This is a genomic window from Nodosilinea sp. LEGE 06152, assembly GCF_015207525.1.
Classification (GTDB): Bacteria; Cyanobacteriota; Cyanobacteriia; order Phormidesmidales; family Phormidesmidaceae; genus Nodosilinea.
In genome coordinates this window covers 173,151-189,590 of sequence record NZ_JADEWR010000018.1, presented here as the reverse complement: position 1 = coordinate 189,590, position 16,440 = coordinate 173,151, and the positions used below count along the sequence as shown (strand labels likewise).

General features: G+C 59.5%; 10 protein-coding genes. All 10 read left to right on the top strand.

All coding sequences use genetic code 11. The features are described 5' to 3' along the window. Positions 1–312: 312 nt before the first annotated feature. The 10 genes from IQ265_RS21865 to IQ265_RS21820 all read left to right on the top strand — a co-directional run bounded on the left by IQ265_RS21865 (position 313) and on the right by IQ265_RS21820 (position 16,259). Positions 313–1,332, top strand: coding sequence for a response regulator (locus tag IQ265_RS21865; RefSeq protein ID WP_228038273.1), 1,020 nt, complete (start codon positions 313–315; stop codon positions 1,330–1,332). 285 nt (positions 1,333–1,617) lie between these two features. Next, positions 1,618–2,004: a response regulator gene (locus IQ265_RS21860; RefSeq protein WP_194057569.1), complete on the top strand. Its 387-nt coding sequence runs from the start codon at positions 1,618–1,620 to the stop codon at positions 2,002–2,004. Further along, positions 2,001–2,516: a chemotaxis protein CheW gene (locus IQ265_RS21855; RefSeq protein ID WP_194057484.1), complete on the top strand. Its 516-nt coding sequence runs from the start codon at positions 2,001–2,003 to the stop codon at positions 2,514–2,516. Before IQ265_RS21860 ends, IQ265_RS21855 begins: the two co-directional genes overlap by 4 nt. A gap of 201 nt (positions 2,517–2,717) precedes the next feature. Next, on the top strand, positions 2,718–6,740 hold the full coding sequence (locus tag IQ265_RS21850) for a GAF domain-containing protein (protein ID WP_194057482.1): 4,023 nt from the start codon (positions 2,718–2,720) through the stop codon (positions 6,738–6,740). A 154-nt stretch (positions 6,741–6,894) separates the two neighbouring features. After that, a complete protein-coding gene (locus IQ265_RS21845; protein WP_194057480.1) occupies positions 6,895–10,056 on the top strand; it encodes a hybrid sensor histidine kinase/response regulator in 3,162 nt (1,053 codons plus the stop codon). Positions 10,057–10,147: 91 nt separating this feature from the next. Further along, positions 10,148–10,639 carry a chemotaxis protein CheW gene (locus IQ265_RS21840; protein ID WP_194057478.1) on the top strand — a complete coding sequence of 164 codons (492 nt, stop codon included), beginning with the start codon at positions 10,148–10,150 and terminating at the stop codon, positions 10,637–10,639. Between the two features lie 278 nt (positions 10,640–10,917). Next, positions 10,918–12,105 carry a response regulator gene (locus tag IQ265_RS21835; protein ID WP_194057476.1) on the top strand — a complete coding sequence of 396 codons (1,188 nt, stop codon included), beginning with the start codon at positions 10,918–10,920 and terminating at the stop codon, positions 12,103–12,105. A 63-nt stretch (positions 12,106–12,168) separates the two neighbouring features. Next, a complete protein-coding gene (locus IQ265_RS21830; protein WP_194057474.1) occupies positions 12,169–12,534 on the top strand; it encodes a response regulator in 366 nt (121 codons plus the stop codon). Positions 12,535–12,636: 102 nt separating this feature from the next. Next, positions 12,637–13,242, top strand: a complete 606-nt coding sequence (locus IQ265_RS21825; protein WP_194057472.1) for a chemotaxis protein CheW — start codon at positions 12,637–12,639, stop codon at positions 13,240–13,242. Between the two features lie 68 nt (positions 13,243–13,310). Further along, positions 13,311–16,259 (top strand): methyl-accepting chemotaxis protein, encoded by a 2,949-nt coding sequence (locus IQ265_RS21820; protein ID WP_194057470.1) that lies wholly within the window; start codon positions 13,311–13,313, stop codon positions 16,257–16,259. The last annotated feature ends 181 nt before the right edge of the window (positions 16,260–16,440 follow it).

The following is a 16,440-nucleotide window of genomic DNA, read 5'->3' as shown; positions in this document are numbered from 1 at the left end:
TTGGTGAAAACCATCTTAGGCCTCTAGGTGAGATCGAGTTTTGAGCTGAGGCGAAAGGCATTGGAAATAAGAGGTATTGAAGGCGATCGCGCCGCCACTCTAGCGGCAGCTGGCTGACCTAATGGCCGAGCTGAGTAATATCTATAACGCGTTTTAGCAGCACCTGTGCGCTGTCGCATTTCAAAGCAGGCCCAGCGCGGCGATGCCCTTGGGGTAGCGCACATCTGAGCCACCCATGCTGTCTACCACTCACCGTGCATTCCCTTTTTGTAGTGAACCGCTATGCAACCATCGCTCTTGAACACCGTTCCCATGGCATCACCTTCTCCCACCCCACTGCACCCCCTTAGCCTGCTCGCCCAGGTAAGTAGTCGGCAGGTGACCGGCTGTCTCCAGGTCATCACCCCCACTAACACCTGGCTGCTATGCCTGGATCAGGGGCAAATCAACTATGTTTCTACGGCCGACCGGGCGTTTGAGCGGCTGGATAGCCACCTCAGACGACTGAGTGTACAGGTGCCATCGCTAGTCAGCGCCGTGCGCGTACAGGTGCGGCTTTTGTTTGAACAGCAGGCGGCCACCAACCTGGCCGATTACCAAGCTATTTGCTGGCTGGTCGAGCAGCAGCATCTGCACCAAAACCAGGCCTCAACCTTGGTTGAAACGCTCTCCAAAGAAGTGCTCGAAGCCTTCTTGGAGGTGCGCCAGGGCAGCTACGAACTGGTAGAAGGCAACAGTCTGGGCAACGCCCCCCGCTATTGTCAACTCAACCTGCGCACCACAGTAGAAGAATGCTACGCCCGACTCAAGCAGCGTCGCACCGGCCTTAACCAGCTCAACGGCGGCTACCAAAAGCTAGGCGCAGCCACCCTAACGGCTGCCCCTGCCGTAGGTGCCGCACCAGCCGTGGCCAAAGGTGCTGGGGAGGCTGGTGCGGGTGCTAGCCCGGTGAGACTCGGAACCAAAACTCACTACACCATTGCCTGTATCGACGATAGTCCCACCGTGCTACAGGCCATCAACAGCTTTTTAGACGACAAGATCTTCTCGGTCATTATGATCGATGACCCGGTGAAGGCGTTGATGCAGGTCATTCGAAACAAGCCCGACTTGATCTTGCTCGATGTCACCATGCCCAGTCTCGATGGCTACGAGCTTTGCTCGCTGCTGCGTCGTCACCCTGACTTTAAGAACACCCCGATTATTATGGTGACGAGCAACACCGGATTTATCGATCGCGCTAAGGCCAAACTGGTGCGAGCATCGGGTTACTTAACCAAACCATTCAATCAATCCGATCTGCTCAAATTTATTTTTAAGTATTTGAACTAAACCCAATTCAGGTCCAGCACTGGAGTTTTTTCGATGGAAGAACTCTAAATCTCAAGCCGGACTTGGTATAGCTCATGTACTGCCCGTCGAGCCTCACACTAGTTTTGACGGCCTGAGTTTGATCCACCTAGTCTTTGTGCTGCCTGATGTTCTTCGGGCCGTGACGTGGTGGGTCTGGAGCACCGAGTAATTGCGAATTTCTGCCAGCCCGAGCGGCGATTGTTGATGCAACGGTCTGATCAGTCGTCGTCGTAGGGGCCTACCCATTCTTTAGGTAAATGTATGATGCAAGCGACTCTAGCAGGCACCGTTTTGGTGGTTGAAGACACTCCCTCCGAGATGGAGCTAATGGTGCACTATCTGCGCGACAGCGGCTGCACAGTGGTCTGTGCTGTAACCGCCCAGGAGGCCCTCGACAAAGCCGCCCAGCACCTGCCCGACGTGATTGTTACCGATGTGGTAATGCCCGGCATGAGCGGGTTTGAGCTCTGCCGCAGTCTCAAAAAGCAGACCGCCACCGCCCATGTACCGATTGTGCTGTGCACCTCTAAAAACCAAGATATTGACCGGCTGTGGGGCCTGCGCCAGGGGGCCGATGTCTACCTGACTAAGCCCTACACCCGCGACCAGCTAGTGCAGGCGGTGATGACCATGCTGAGGGTCAACCGATGAGCAACCTATCGCTCGGCCCGACCCAAACCGCTGGGGCGGCCCTCGCCACCCAGTCGCTGGCCCCTTTAGCCCACAGCTATTTGCGCTTTAGCCTGGGCCGTCAGTCCGCGCTGTTGTCGACTCGCCAGGTGCAGGAGGCGATCGCCACGCCAGCGGCCAGCATTACCCCCATGCCCAACATGCCCCCCGCCATGCTGGGGCTGATCAATCGCCGCAGCCGGGTGCTGTGGGTGGTCGATTTAGCGCTGCTGCTGGGGTTGCCCACCGCCTACCCCAACTCCCAGCAGTACAACCTGGTGCTGCTCCAGGTGGGCACGGTGACCCTGGGGCTGCGGGTCAGCCAAATCGACGGCATTCTCAGTCTGCCGCATCAGCACCTGCAGCCGGCCCCCACCCATGTACCTCCGGGGCTGGTGCCCTTTCTGCGCGGCTGCGTGCTGCAAGAGGGGGAAGTGCTGCTGGGGCTAGATGGCGAAGCCCTGCTGCGCGCCCCGGCCCTACAGGCTCTCTAGGCTCACACGGGCTCTGAACTTGGCGCTAAATATTGCCCCTAGACCATAGCTTGAGCAGCGTTTAGCTGTGTCTCCTTACCATCAGCGATTGCTTCAGCATCTCTAACTTCGAGGCCGCCAGCGCGATCGATGCGGCGACCCTAACCCTTACTTCCCTTTATTCAACCCACGTCTAGCCCACTTCGTTAAGGTAGTTGACCCATGACCACAGACTTTCGACCCTATTCCGCCGCCGCTGCCGAAGAGCCAGACCCGACCTTACACAATGGGGTGGTCAATGGTCAAAACGCTATGGTCGGCACCGCCGGAGACAACAGCGCCGGAGACAACAAAGCCGGCGGGCTGATCTACCGTGGGGTGGCCTACGGCCCCGATGCGAAAACCGCGATCAAAATTACGAAGCCAGCCCGATGGGGCTGGATCCAGTGGTTTAGCAACCTCAGCGTGCGGCAAAAGCAGCTGGCGGGGTTGTTTACCTCCGAACTAATCTCGGTGGTGGGCCTGATGGGTGTAGGGTCACTTTTGATTGTGGCGGGCGGGCGCAGCCAGTTGCTCAACCAGGCCAAGTCCGAGCTGGCCGTCTCTGGCATTGAGTACAACATCAAGATTGACCAGATGGGGTTTGGCTTTCGGGGTCAGTCCGACAACCGCGCCATTGTCGAGGCAGCGGCAGCCTACGCTCGTGGCGAAGCCATCCCCCCCGGTTCGATCGCGGCGGTGCAGCAAATTCTAGAGAATGAGATCAAGGCCCGCAACATTGAGTACGCCACCCTGGTGGGCGACGATTTGAGAATTATTGCCAACGCCAACCGCGATCGCCGGGGCCAGCAGTTTGACCCCAACGGCCTGGTTGGCACCGTGCTGCAAAACCCTCGCCAGGTCAAAGCCAGCGCCATTGTCAGCTGGGATGAGCTGCGCAATGAGGCTCCGCCCCTGCCCGCCGGCTTTGCCGACCAGGATGCGCTGATTCGCTACACCGTTACCCCCGTCAGCGACCCGGCCTCGGGCCAGGTGGTGGGGGCGCTCGTCTCGGGTGACATTGTCAACGGCAAAGACACCATTCCTAAGCGGGCGATCGCGCCCTTTGGCAACGGCTACAGCGCCCTGTACCAGCGCAACAGCGAGGGCAAGTTTGACCTGGCTACCGCCCTCTACGCTGGCGATAACGCCGATCTCGAAGTGGCCAAGGTCAACGTGCCTCTCGACGCGCCCACCCTAATCGATCAGGCCGCCGCCCAGCCAGGCCAGGAGGTAACCCGCCGCGATCGCATTGACGGTACCACCTACACCCTGGCCGCCCGCGCCATCGAAGACTTTAACGGCGTACCGATCGCGGTGATGGTGCGGGGCACCTCCGAAACCGGCCTCAACACGCTGATTGGCAACAGCCTGCGCATACAACTGCTGATTGCCCTGCTGGCCCTGGCTGCCGATGTGGGCATTGCCGCCCTGCTGGGGCGATCGGTCATGCGTCCGCTGAAAAACCTGCAGCAGGCCGCCTGGCGCTTTGGCATGGGCGATCGCCAGGCCCGCGCCGAGGTGTACGCCAGGGACGAGGTGGGCCAAGTCGCCCAGGCCTTTAACCAGCTAGCCGCCAACGTCACCGAATCTGAAGATCTGCTGCGTCGCCAGGGTCAAAAAGAGCAGCACTCCGCCGCTCGGGCCAACCTGCTGGCCGATCTGACCAGCCGCATCCGCCAGTCGCTCAATGAGCAAACCATTCTCAGCACCTCGGTAGAAGGCCTGCGGGGCGTGCTGGAGGTAGACCGGGTGCTGATCTACCGCTTTCACCCCGACTTTAAGGGTGGCGACATTACCGCCGAGGCGATCGGGCGCGGCTGGAAGCGGGCCGTGGGCCAAACCATTGCAGACCCGCTCAGCCCTGAGGCTCTGGAGCGCTACTACGCCGGGCGAGTGACAACGATGACCAACCGCCAGGAGGCCCAGCTCTCCGACTGCCACTGCGAAATTCTCGAAAAGCTGGAGGTGATGGCCAATATGGTGGCTCCTCTGCTGGCGGGCGATGAACTGATTGGTCTGCTGTGCGTACACCAGTGCGATCGCCCCCGCCACTGGACTCCCGATGAAATTGACCTGATCCAGCAGGTATCGCTCCAGATTGGCTATGCCCTCAGCCAGGCCCGCCTGCTTCAGCAGCAAGAATCTACCGCCACCCGCGAGCGCCAGATCACCGAAATTATCTCCCTCATGCGCGAAAGCCTGGATAAAGAGCGTATCTTCCGGGCCGCCGTCACCGAAACCCGTCGGGCGCTGCAAGCCGATCGCGTGAGTGTGTACCAATTTGACGAAACCTGGCGAGGTACTTTTGTCGCTGAATCGGTGGGGCAAGGCTGGCCCGCCGCCCTCGAAGACAAAGTCTACGACCCCTGCTTCAAAGAAAAATATATTGAGCAATACCGCCAGGGCCGGGTGCAGGCGGTGTCTAACCTGGCCGAGGCCGGGCTCACCGAGTGCCACCTGCGCCAGCTTGAGCAGTACGACGTCAAGGCCAACCTGGTCGCCCCCATTGTGATCAACGATGAGCTGTTCGGTCTGCTGATCGCTCACCAGTGCAGCGGCCCCCGCAACTGGGAGGCCATGGAAATCAACTTCATCCGTCAGGTGGCGATTCAGCTGGGCTTTGCCCTCAACCAGGTTGAGCTCTTGAAGCAGCAAGAGCTGACCGCCGCCCGCGAGCGCCAGATCAACGAAATCGTCTCCCGCCTGCGCGAAAGCCTCGACGAAGAGCGCATCTTCCGCGCCGCCGTTACCGAAACGCGGCGGATTTTGAGCAGCGATCGCGTCGTTGTGTACCAGTTTGACGAAACCTGGAAAGGCACGTTTGTGGCCGAGTCGGTGGGCCAGGGATGGGCTACCGCGCTTGGCAACGACCTCTACGACCCCTGCTTCAAAGAAAATTACATCGAGCAATACCGCCAGGGCCGGGTGCAGGCAGTGCCCAACCTGGCCGAGGCCGAGCTCACCGAGTGCCACCTGCGCCAGCTCGAGCAGTACAACGTCAAGGCCAACCTGGTCGCCCCCATTCTCACCAATGGGGAACTGATCGGTCTGCTGATTGCTCACCAGTGCAGCGGTCCTCGCAACTGGGATGTGATGGAAATCAACTTCGTCCGTCAGGTGGCGATTCAGCTGGGCTTTGCCCTAGAGCAGGCCCGCCTCTACGCCCAGGCCGAAGCCCTCTCCGAGGAGCGTCGCCAAAAGCAAGAGGCCCTGCAAATGCAGCTGGTCGAGCTGCTCAGCGAGGTGGAAGGGGCGTCCCGTGGCGACCTCACCGTGCGCGCCGATGTCACGGCGGGAGAAATTGGCACCGTTGCCGACTTCTTCAACTCGATTGTGGAAAGCCTGCGCCAGATTGTGACCAAGGTTAAAACCTCCGCCGAGCAGGTGAATGCTTCCCTGGGCGAAAACGAAGGGGCGATTCAGGCCCTGGCGGTCGAAGCGCTGCGCCAGGCCGACGACGTGACCCAAACCCTGGCTTCGGTCGAAGCCATGACGGCCTCCATTCAGCAGGTGGCCAGCAGTGCTCAGCAGGCCGCCCTGGTTGCCAACAGCGCCTCTACCACCGCCGAAACCAGTGGTCAGGCGATGGATCTCACCGTGCAAAACATTCTCACCCTGCGGGAAATCATTGGCGAAACCTCCAAAAAAGTGAAGCGCCTGGGCGAGTCGTCGCAGCAAATTTCTAAGGCGGTCTCGCTAATTAACCAGATCGCCATGCAGACCAACCTGCTAGCCATCAATGCCGGTATCGAGGCCGCCCGCGCTGGTGAAGAGGGCCAGGGCTTTGCGGTGGTTGCCGAAGAGGTGGGCGAACTGGCCGCCCGCTCCGCCGAAGCCACCAAAGAAATCGAGCGAATTGTCGAAACCATCCAGCGCGAAACCGCCGAGGTGGTTGACGCGATGGATCAAAGCACTACCGAGGTTGTAGCCGGTACCCGCCTGGTCGAAGACGCCAAGCAAAACCTGGGCCGCATCCTCGATGTCTCCCAGCAGATTGACACCCTGGTGCGATCGATTTCTGAAGCCACGGTCTCCCAGGTCGAAATCTCGGAGTCGGTTACCCAGCTCATGCAGGCGATCGCCGCCGAGTCGACCCGCACCTCTCAGTCGTCTCAAAACATCTCTACCTCCCTGCGCGAGACGGTGGATGTGGCGCGATCGCTCCAGGCTACCGTTGGCACCTTTAAGACCGGAGAGGAGTAGAGGGGTAGATGGGTGGATGAGTAGGCGGGTAGGCGGGTAGGTGAGTTTGAACATCCACGCACCCACGCACCCATCCACTCCCTACCCATCCACTCCCCACTCCCCGACCATCCACGCCTCGATCCTCAACCCTCAATCCCTACCTCTACCCACCATGTCCGACGCAAAGGAACTTGAAATTCGGCTTCAGTTTCTCGACGAAGCCCAGGAATATCTCGAAACCCTCGGCACCCACCTGATGGGGCTGACCCAAACCTTTGAGGCCAGCAGCATCAACGAAGCGCTGCGGGCCGCCCACTCGATCAAAGGGGGGGCAGCGCTGATGGGGTTTCAGCTGCTCAGCGACTTTGCCCACCGCCTCGAAGACAGCCTCAAAGTGCTGAAAGTGCAGCGGGGCAAAGTCGAGGTTGACCCCAGCCTGGAGCAGCTGCTGCTGGCGGCGGTCGACTGCCTGAGCCAGGTGATGGTGGGGCAGCGTCAGTGCCTCAGCCACGGCACCCCGCACCAGTCTCCGGTCGATGAGCGGTGGGTTGAGCAGCACGCCAGCCCTATTTTTGAGCAGCTCCACGATCGCCTGGGCGACCCGGTCGATGAAGACGCCTACTCCATGCTCTCGCCGGAGGAGGGCCAGGATATTATTCCTCTACTGTTTCAGAGCGAGGTCGAGGGCTGTTTGAATCGGCTGGAGGAGGTGCTGGCCGGGCCGTCGCCCTGCCTGCGCGAGGAGGCGCAGATTTTGGCCCAGGAGCTGGGCGGCCTGGGCGAAATGCTCCAGATTCAAAGCTTTGTCAACCTCTGCCGGTCGGTGGCCGATCAGGTGACAGCCGCCGCTGACGAGGCCCTGGTGCCCGTTGTGCAGGAGGCGCTGGCGGTCTGGCGACGAGCCCAGGCTCTGGTGCTCACGGGACACCTGGCCGAACTGCCGACCCAGATGGCGATCGCCCCTGAGGCGACGGCAGCCGTTGCGCCTGAAGTTGCGCCCGAAGTTGCGCCCGAAGTCGCGCCCGAAGTCGCGACAGAAATTGCGACAGAAATCGCAATCGAATCCTATGGTGACCAAATTCCCAGCCTGAGCGACGGCGAAATAACCGCCCCCCTCTGGCCGCTCGCCGACGAGCCCGCCCTGCAGGCCGACTACCTAATTGACGACATTGATGAGCTGACTGAGGACGAATCGGCAGACCTGGCCGCCGTTAGCCACGTCACCAACGGGGAACTGGACGGGACGCTCGACGGGCACATGGACGGGGCCACTAGCTGGCCAGATACCCCTGGCCTCGACGAGTTTGCCACCGTTGACTGGGGTGCAGCCCAGGGCGCTAGCTGGTCAACCAATGGCCATACCCCCGCCGCAGACACCGACGATGCCGACAACGACAGCACCGTGCGGGTACCGGTGAAGCAGATTAATCAGCTCAGCGACCTGTTTGGCGAACTGACCATTGAGCGCCACCGGCTAGAGCTAGAAGTCAGCCGCCTGCGGGGTTTGGTTGGCACTCTGCAAACCCGCATGCGCACCCTTGACCAGGTCAACAGCGACCTGCGGGCCGCCTACGACACCGTTGCCACCCAGGATACTAGCCGCCCCCTGCTGCCCGCCGCCCCGGCCCTGCAAAACGCTTCCGAAATTGTGGCGCTAACGGCTGAAAGTGCCCTGCGTCAGCAGTTTGACGTGCTTGAACTCGACCACTACCGCGACCTGCACCTGCCGTTTCGCGAAATTATCGAAACCATTATTCAGCTGCAGGAGGTAGGGGCCGACATTGAGCTCTCCCTCGACGGCACCGAGCAGACCACCCGCACGCTGCGCAAAACCTCGCGCCAGCTGCAAAAGAACCTCACCCAGCTGCGCATGCGGCCCCTGGCGGATATTTTCGATCGCTACCCCCGCTCCCTGCGGCAGATGTCGCTGCAGTACAGCAAGCCGGTGGAACTCAAGCTCAAGGGCGATCGCACCCTGGTCGATCGCAACGTGCTGGAGGCCCTGCAGGAGCCGCTGATGCACATCATTCGCAACTGCTTTGACCACGGCATTGAAGACGCTGCCACCCGCCAGCAGCGAGGCAAACCCACCACAGGTACAATCGCCATTTCGGCCCAGCAGCACAACAGCCGCACCATCATTACCATCCGCGACGACGGCGGCGGCATTGCGGTGGAGAAAATCCGCGATCGCGCCCGCCACATGGGCCTCGATGAGGGGTTACTCGCCGCCGCTAGCGACCAGGAGCTGCTGTCGCTAATCTTTGAGCCGGGCTTTAGCACCGCCAGCGAAGTCACCGACCTCTCGGGGCGCGGCATTGGCATGGACGTGGTGCGCAGCAAGCTGAAAGACATTCGCGGCGACATTCAAGTCGACACCCAGCCCGGCGTCGGCACCACCTTCACGATCTCTATTCCCTTTACCCTGTCGGTGACGCGGGTGCTGATTGTCGAAAGCCGGGGCATGCGGATGGCCTTTCCGGTCGATGCGATCGAAGAAATTTTTGCCCTCCCCCCCGACGCCATTCTCACCACCGCCGGTCGCGACAGCTTTGAGTGGAACGGCGAGCTGGTGCAGCTGGTGCGCCTGGCCGACTGGCTCCACTTTAACTGCCCCGTGGTGATCGAAAGCCCGGAGACCGCCCCCGCCATTTCTGAACCCACGGTGCTGCTGGTGCAGGCTAACCAGCGCTGGGTCGGTCTGCAAATCGAGCGATCGTGGGGCGAGCAGGAGGTCGCCCTGCGCCGAGTCGTCGGCAACCTGCCCATGCCCAAAGGCTTCAACAGCTGCACGATTATGGGCGATGGCCAGGTGGTGCCCCTGGTCAATACCGCCGAGCTGCTGTACTGGATTGCCAGCTGCGAAGCCTCCGGTGCCAGCACCCTGGACGAAACCGCCATTCCGGCCTTTTTGAGCGACAGCCCGCGCTACGAGACCAGCACCGCTATACGCAAACCCACCGTGCTGCTGATCGACGACTCAATTAACGTGCGCCGCCTGCTGGCCCTCACCCTCGAAAAAGCCGGGTATCAGGTGGCCCAGGCCAAAGACGGCCAGGATGCCCTCGACAAACTGGTCGCCGGGCTGGCGGTTGAAGCCGTTATTTGTGATGTCGAAATGCCCCGCTTAGACGGCTACGGCTTTTTGGCCCGGCTCAAAGCCGAAACCGATCACGAACACCTGCCCGTCGCCATGCTGACCTCTCGCGGCAGCAAGAAACACCGTCAACTGGCCATGAGCCTGGGGGCGGCGGCCTACTTTACCAAGCCCTACAACGAGCAAACCCTGCTCAAAACCCTCGAAGACCTCATCCAACCGGCCCTGGTGTCTTAGCGCGGTTTTGAGTTTTGAGTTCTTAGTTTTGAATTAACGGCTTGAATTCAAAATTCAAAATTTTTCGTTTCCCCTCACTTCCTCTTCTCCCATGACAGCCCTCGCCCGCTACCGCCGTCTGCCCACGCCAGAACCCTCGCTGCGGCTGATTGCCTTTCCGCTGCGCCACAACTGGTTTTGCCTGCCCCTGGCCATGGCTCGTCGGGTCATTCCCCCGGCGAGTCAGGCTCCGGGCCCGGGCCTGGGATTAACTCAGCTCAATCAAGAGACCGTTCCGATCATGGATGTAGCCGATCGCATCTATCAGTCAGCGCCGCTGCTGCCGGGACATGGCGACCCGGCCACAGATATTGACCACCAGCCCCTCCAGGCCATTTTGGTGGTTGACTCGCCGCGCTTTGGCCTGCTAGGGCTGTTAATCGATGACATCCCCAGCCTCAAACGGGCGCGCCAGTCGGCCTTTAGCCCCATCCCCACCACCTACTTAATGATGAACCATCTCCAGGGCATCAATACCCTGGTCACCCTCAGCGACACCGAGCCCCCTTTGTTTTTACTCGATGTCGATGCCCTGCTTTCCTAAGAACATCGCCCGGAAAACTTTCGCCAAAACAGCCCGATCTTAATACTTATAAAGAAATTTCTAAAAAACTTAGATCCATGAGTTAGAACGATTGATTTCTATAGTCAGACTTGGGATGATTTAGTCATCATTTTATTCATAAAAAGTTAGATGAACGGCAAAGTCTTTGGGTCAGCCTAGCGCACAGTCGTGTTTAGCGATCGTGACGCTACGCCGACATCGTGCCGAACTAAATCGAGCCTAAAAACTCAAAACTATTACCAAGTCAGGCTCTAGATATGAATGGCAGATCAGCCCAGTATTCTAAACCCATTGTCAACTATTTACGCATTAAAAAGCTGCAAATTTTTCCGGTTCTCAAACGTCTAAATTTTAGCGGTAAGCTCACCTGGTCTGCCCCCGAGGGGCACCAATGGATTCTATTTTTTAACCGGGGTCAGGTCGTTTACGGCCACGGCGGGGTACACCCCACACGGCAGTGGTATCGCCAGGCCCAGGCCCGTTTGCCAGAATTCGACCTCAGCTACCAGACGCTGCAAAAATCGCTAGTGGCTAGCTCCACGGCTAGCTGGCTGGACGGCTGGGACTACCACCTACTGCACAACTGGCTCAGCCAGGGACGACTCTCTCCCCAGGCTCTGCAGGAGATCAGCACCAATATTGTGGCCGACATTCTCTTTGATGTTGTGCAAACCCCCGAAGCTCAATATCAGCTCGCTCGACAGCCTGCGCTTGACTCCGGCCAGGTGCCCATCGCCATTAACGAAGCCGCGCTGCTGCCCTCGGTGACTGACCGCTGGGAGGCCTGGCTAGAGGGAGGGCTAGAAGCCTACTCGCCCAACTTGGCCCCGGTCATTCAGCATCCAGAGCCGATTCGGGCGCAGGTGTCGCCGGGGGTCTATGCCTCGCTGATGCAGCTGCTCGATGGTCAGCGCAGCCTGCGCGACCTGGCGGTCAAACTGGGGCAAGACGTGTTCAATCTCACCCAGGCGCTACAGCCCTATATTCAGGCTGGCTGGATAGGCCTGGTCGAGGTGGCCGACTTTCCGGCCCCAGGTGGGGGAGACCCACCGATCGCAGATCACCAGCGCCCCCTCAAAATTGCCTGTGTGGACGACAGCCCGATGGTTTGCAAAGCGATGGGGCAGGTGATTCGGGCGGCGGGGTACGATTTTGTGCCGATTACCGAAGGGGCCAAGGCGATTCCTACACTGCTGGCTCAAAAGCCAGATCTGGTGTTTTTAGACCTGGTCATGCCCGACACAAACGGCTACGAAATTTGCAGCAGCCTGCGCAAAATGTCCCGCTTTAAAGCGGTTCCCATCATAATTCTCAGCGGCAGCGACGGTCTGGTCGACCAGGTGCGCGCCCGCCTGCTAGGAGCCACAGATTTTTTGAGTAAACCTATGGAGCCGATTGTGATTCTCTCCGTTATTCGCAAGCACCTCGCCCTCACTCGCACCTAAGCCGCCCATCCTTTCACTTACCCACTCATCTCCCTACCTCCCTTATCCACACAAGGTGTACCCATGAGCAAAGTTTTGATTGTCGAAGACAGCCTGACCGATAAGGAAATTCTGACGCTTTGTCTGCGCGATCGCGGCATTACTGTACTCACCGCACAAAGTGCCGCCGAAGCGTTTGAGCAGGTTAAAAGCCATCGGTTTGATCTGATTATTCTCGATGTTGTGCTGCCCGATCGCAGCGGTTTTGAAATTTGCCGCGAACTCAAAGAAGACACCAGCACCATGCAGGTGCCCGTAATTATGTGCTCGACCAAAGGCACCGAAATGGATAAGTTTTGGGGCCTAAAACAGGGGGCCGACGCCTACCTAGCCAAGCCCATCGATCAGGACGAACTGCTCAAGGCCGTGAATCAGTTGGTCAAAGTCTAGGCAATTGCCCAGCCAAAGGCGACAGGTTTTAGGTTCAAGGTGCACGGCCTGCCCTAAACCTGAAACCCAAAACTCTGAACCCGAAATCCGAAACTCTGAACTATGGATGCTGACCCTGCGATCGCTCCTGAAAGCCCTGCACACCCCAACCTGCAATCCCAACCGCTGGAAAACGCCCTGCCCGAGGCCATCGCCGACACCGCCGAAGCGCAGTTTTTGCAGGTGACGGTGAATGGCGATCTGCCCCTGCTGCTGCCGGGGGACAACCTGGTCGAAATCATGAAGCTGTCCATTGGCCAGGTGATACCGATGTTTGACATGGCCCCCTGGGTAGTGGGCATCTACAACTGGCGGGGCGACATGCTGTGGATTGCCGATTTGGGCCACTTTTTGGGGTTCGCGCCCTGGTACCACCAGGCCGAGGCCACCACCCGACACACGGTAGTGGTGGTTAAGCCCCCCTACGACAGCGATCGGCCTGCCCAGGAACAGCCACCGACTCTGGGGCTGGTGGTCAGTGCCGTAGAGGCCATGGTGACCTACCCCACCGCCGCCATGCAACCCCTGCTCGACGGACTGGAGGGCGCGATCGCAGCCGTCGAACCGGGCCTGCAGCCCTTTCTCCAGGGCTGCTACCCCGGCAGCCACAGCCAGCCGCAGCTGGTTTTAGACGCCACGGCGGTTTTGGCGGCTATGGCTCAGCCCTAACCCTATCGCCAGAAGATATATCAACGTTTTTTGCCGCCAACTTAATTGAACTTCTAAGGTTACTCCCTATGACTCAGGTTCCCTCTCTATCTAAATCTAATCCCCGCGGCCAAACTCCCACCGTGACGGCGACCGATTTGCTAGTGCAAAACCCCAGCGCCGCCCCCTCAAACCGCTTTGCCAAAACCTACTTCGCTGGCCGCAGCCTGCGGCAGCAGCTGCTCTCTACGGTACTGCCCCTGAGCCTTCTGCCGCTGTTGGTCGGCGGCCTGATTACCTATGCCCTCACCCAAAGCCGCACCCGCGCCACCATCAACCAGGCGCTTCAGGGGCAGGCTCTACTGGCAAGTGAAACCGTCGGCATCAACATGAGTGAGCAAATTGCCTTTGCCCAGGTTTTTGCCCAAAACCCGCTGATTCTAGACAAAGTTCGCCGCGATCGCGCCCTGACCGCCAACCTGAAGCTGCAGCAGGTGCCCAAAGAAACCCTGGAGTCGCAGTTTATTTTGCGCAAGCAGCTGGCCACCAACCCTGTTTTTAACGACTACCTGGCCCAAACCGCCGCCGTTAAACAATTCGCCGAGGTTATTGTCACCGAAGCCAACGGCTTAAATGTGGGCTACAGCAGCATTCCCTCCAACTTTGTGCAGGCGGGTGAAGACTGGTGGGAACGGGCCAAAAGCGACGGGTTCTGGTTTGGCCAGCCCGGCTACGACGCCTCTACCTTTCGAGTTGGCATCGACTTTAGCCACGCCATTCGCGACCCCAGCAGCAACGAATTTTTAGGCGCGGTGAAATTTTTTATTACCGCCCTTGAGTTTGAGCAGCTCAGCGAGTACCTGACCAATGCTGGTATTCAAGGCTCTCAGCAGGTGCAGTTGCTCGAACCCAGCTCTAACTACGTGCTGGCCACCTTCAACGAAAAGGGCCAAGAAGTCGCCCTCACCCCACGATCTCTTAACCTGACAGGCAACGAGGTAGTTCGTGAACTAGCCAACGCCATGACTCAAGCCGTTCAGGCCGAAACAGCCCCCAACGACCTTCAACGGCAGCTTTCATCGGCCTTTCCGGTCAGAAATTTAGCGGTATCGACTGCGATCGCTGGTGGCCTAGAAAACCTGGTTGCAACCTTTACCTACCAGGGCAAGCAGTATTCGCTGGCCACGGTACCCAGGCTGAACTGGGTGGCGATCGCATCGATGGATGTCGCCGAAATTCGCGCCGCTGGCCGCGACAACCTGATCACCCTGGGGCTGTTGGGGCTGGTGCTGGGTGGGGTGGCCGCCCTGCTAACCCGTGCCATCGCCCAGCAAATCTCATCGCCGCTCGGTGCCCTGGCCAATACAGCTCAGGAAGTCTCCCAGGGCAACCTCGAGGCCCAGGCCGACCTGATCGGATCGTCTGAAGCTCAGACCCTGGCCCAAACCTTTAACCAGCTGGTTGTGCAGGTGCGCGGCTTTTTGCGCGAGCAAACCCTCAACACCCGCCGAGCCAACCTGGCCGCCGCCATCACCGGTGCCAAAATTATCGACTCCAACGAGCTGCTGCCTGTCTATGAACGCCTGGTGGCCGAGACTCGCGATATTCTCGCCTCCGATCGGGTGGTCATCTACCAGTTCAACCCCGACTGGAGTGGCAAAGTTGTGGCCGAATCGGTAGAAGCCCGCTGGCCCAGCGCCTTTGAGCAGCAGCTAAGCGATCCCTGTATTCCTGCCGCAACCCGCAGTAAGTACGAGGCCGAAGGCATTTTGCTCGAAAACAACGTCGCCAGTGCCGCCTTTCATCCCGAGCACCAGGCCCTTCTACAAAATCTCCAGGTCAAGTCAATTTTGGGGGTGCCCATCATTAGCCAGAGCCAGCTCTACGGTCTGCTGATTACCCATCACTGTCAGGCCGTACACCCGTGGCAAGAAAATGAAATTAGCTTTCTTAAACAGCTGGGTCTACAGCTGGGCCTGGTGATTGAGCGGGTCAAACTGATCGAGCGCACCCGCAACCTAGCCGAAGAACAGCGGCTGCTAAAAGAAGGGCTGCAGCGCAGCGCCCTGCAACTACTGATGGATGTTGACCCCGTTAGCCAGGGCAACCTGACCGTGCGAGCCCAGGTTACCGAAGACGAAATCGGCACCCTGGCCGACTCCTACAACGCCACCATTGCCAACCTGCGCAAAATTGTGGTGCAGGTGCAAGATGCTTCTCGCCAGGTGGCCGCCACCACCGACACCAGTCAGACCTCGGTGCGCACCCTGGCCGAGTCGGCCAATCAGCAGGCCGCCGACATTCTGGCTGCCCTCGATCGCATTCAGGAGATGGCGACCTCGGTACAGCTGGTAGCCACCAACGCCGCCAAAGCCGAAGCAGCCGTGCTCGAAGCCGAGCAAACTGTAGCCCAGGGCGACGACGCCATGAACCGCACGGTAAACGGCATTATGGCGATTCGCGAAACCGTGGCCGACACCGCCAAAAAAGTTAAGCGCCTGGGTGAATCGTCCCAAAAAATCTCCAACGTGGTGAACCTGATTAGCGGCTTTGCGGCCCAAACCAACATGCTCGCCCTCAACGCCTCCATCGAGGCCTCCCGCGCTGGAGAAGGCGGCAAAGGCTTTGCAGTGGTTGCCGAAGAAGTGCGCGAACTGGCCCGTCAGTCAGCCGAAGCCACCACCGAAATCGAAACGCTGGTCGCCAGTATTCAGGCCGAGACCAACGCCGTAGTCACTGCCATGGAAACCGGCACCGAACAGGTAGTCACCGGCACCCAGCTGGTAGATGAAACCCGCCAGAGCCTCAACCAAATTACCGCCGTCAGCCGACAGATTAGTGCGCTGGTAGCCGCGATCGCCGATGCCACCATCGTCCAGTCCCAGGTTTCTGAAGTGGTCAGCGAAACCATGACCAGCGTTGCCGCCACCGCCAGCCAAAACTCCAGCGCCGCCAACCAGGTCGCCGATGCCTTTAGTCAGCTGCGCTCCGTTGCCCAGGCGTTGCAGGAAGAGGTGGGGCGGTTCAAGGTGAGCTAGAGGGGTGGATGGGAGGCAGGTAGGCGGGTAGGCGGGTAGGCAAGCCCAGCAGTTGCGAACACCTTCCCTAAACAATTCAGCCATCCCTTGCAATTTCGCCCATCCTTTGCGCGCTTCTCCAGCCCCATAGGATGGGCACTGCCCACCACTAACTCCATCCTCCTCAACTTCTCATCCCCAC

Bases quoted from the DNA above. Each gene is read 5' to 3' on its own strand.
- IQ265_RS21840 (WP_194057478.1), top strand. From the start codon at position 10,148: ATGACAGCCCTCGCCCGCTACCGCCGTCTGCCCACGCCAGAACCCTCG.
- IQ265_RS21850 (WP_194057482.1), top strand. From the start codon at position 2,718: ATGACCACAGACTTTCGACCCTATTCCGCCGCCGCTGCCGAAGAGCCA.
- IQ265_RS21825 (WP_194057472.1), top strand. From the start codon at position 12,637: ATGGATGCTGACCCTGCGATCGCTCCTGAAAGCCCTGCACACCCCAAC.
- IQ265_RS21855 (WP_194057484.1), top strand. From the start codon at position 2,001: ATGAGCAACCTATCGCTCGGCCCGACCCAAACCGCTGGGGCGGCCCTC.
- IQ265_RS21845 (WP_194057480.1), top strand. From the start codon at position 6,895: ATGTCCGACGCAAAGGAACTTGAAATTCGGCTTCAGTTTCTCGACGAA.
- IQ265_RS21830 (WP_194057474.1), top strand. From the start codon at position 12,169: ATGAGCAAAGTTTTGATTGTCGAAGACAGCCTGACCGATAAGGAAATT.
- IQ265_RS21835 (WP_194057476.1), top strand. From the start codon at position 10,918: ATGAATGGCAGATCAGCCCAGTATTCTAAACCCATTGTCAACTATTTA.
- IQ265_RS21860 (WP_194057569.1), top strand. From the start codon at position 1,618: ATGCAAGCGACTCTAGCAGGCACCGTTTTGGTGGTTGAAGACACTCCC.
- IQ265_RS21820 (WP_194057470.1), top strand. From the start codon at position 13,311: ATGACTCAGGTTCCCTCTCTATCTAAATCTAATCCCCGCGGCCAAACT.
- IQ265_RS21865 (WP_228038273.1), top strand. From the start codon at position 313: ATGGCATCACCTTCTCCCACCCCACTGCACCCCCTTAGCCTGCTCGCC.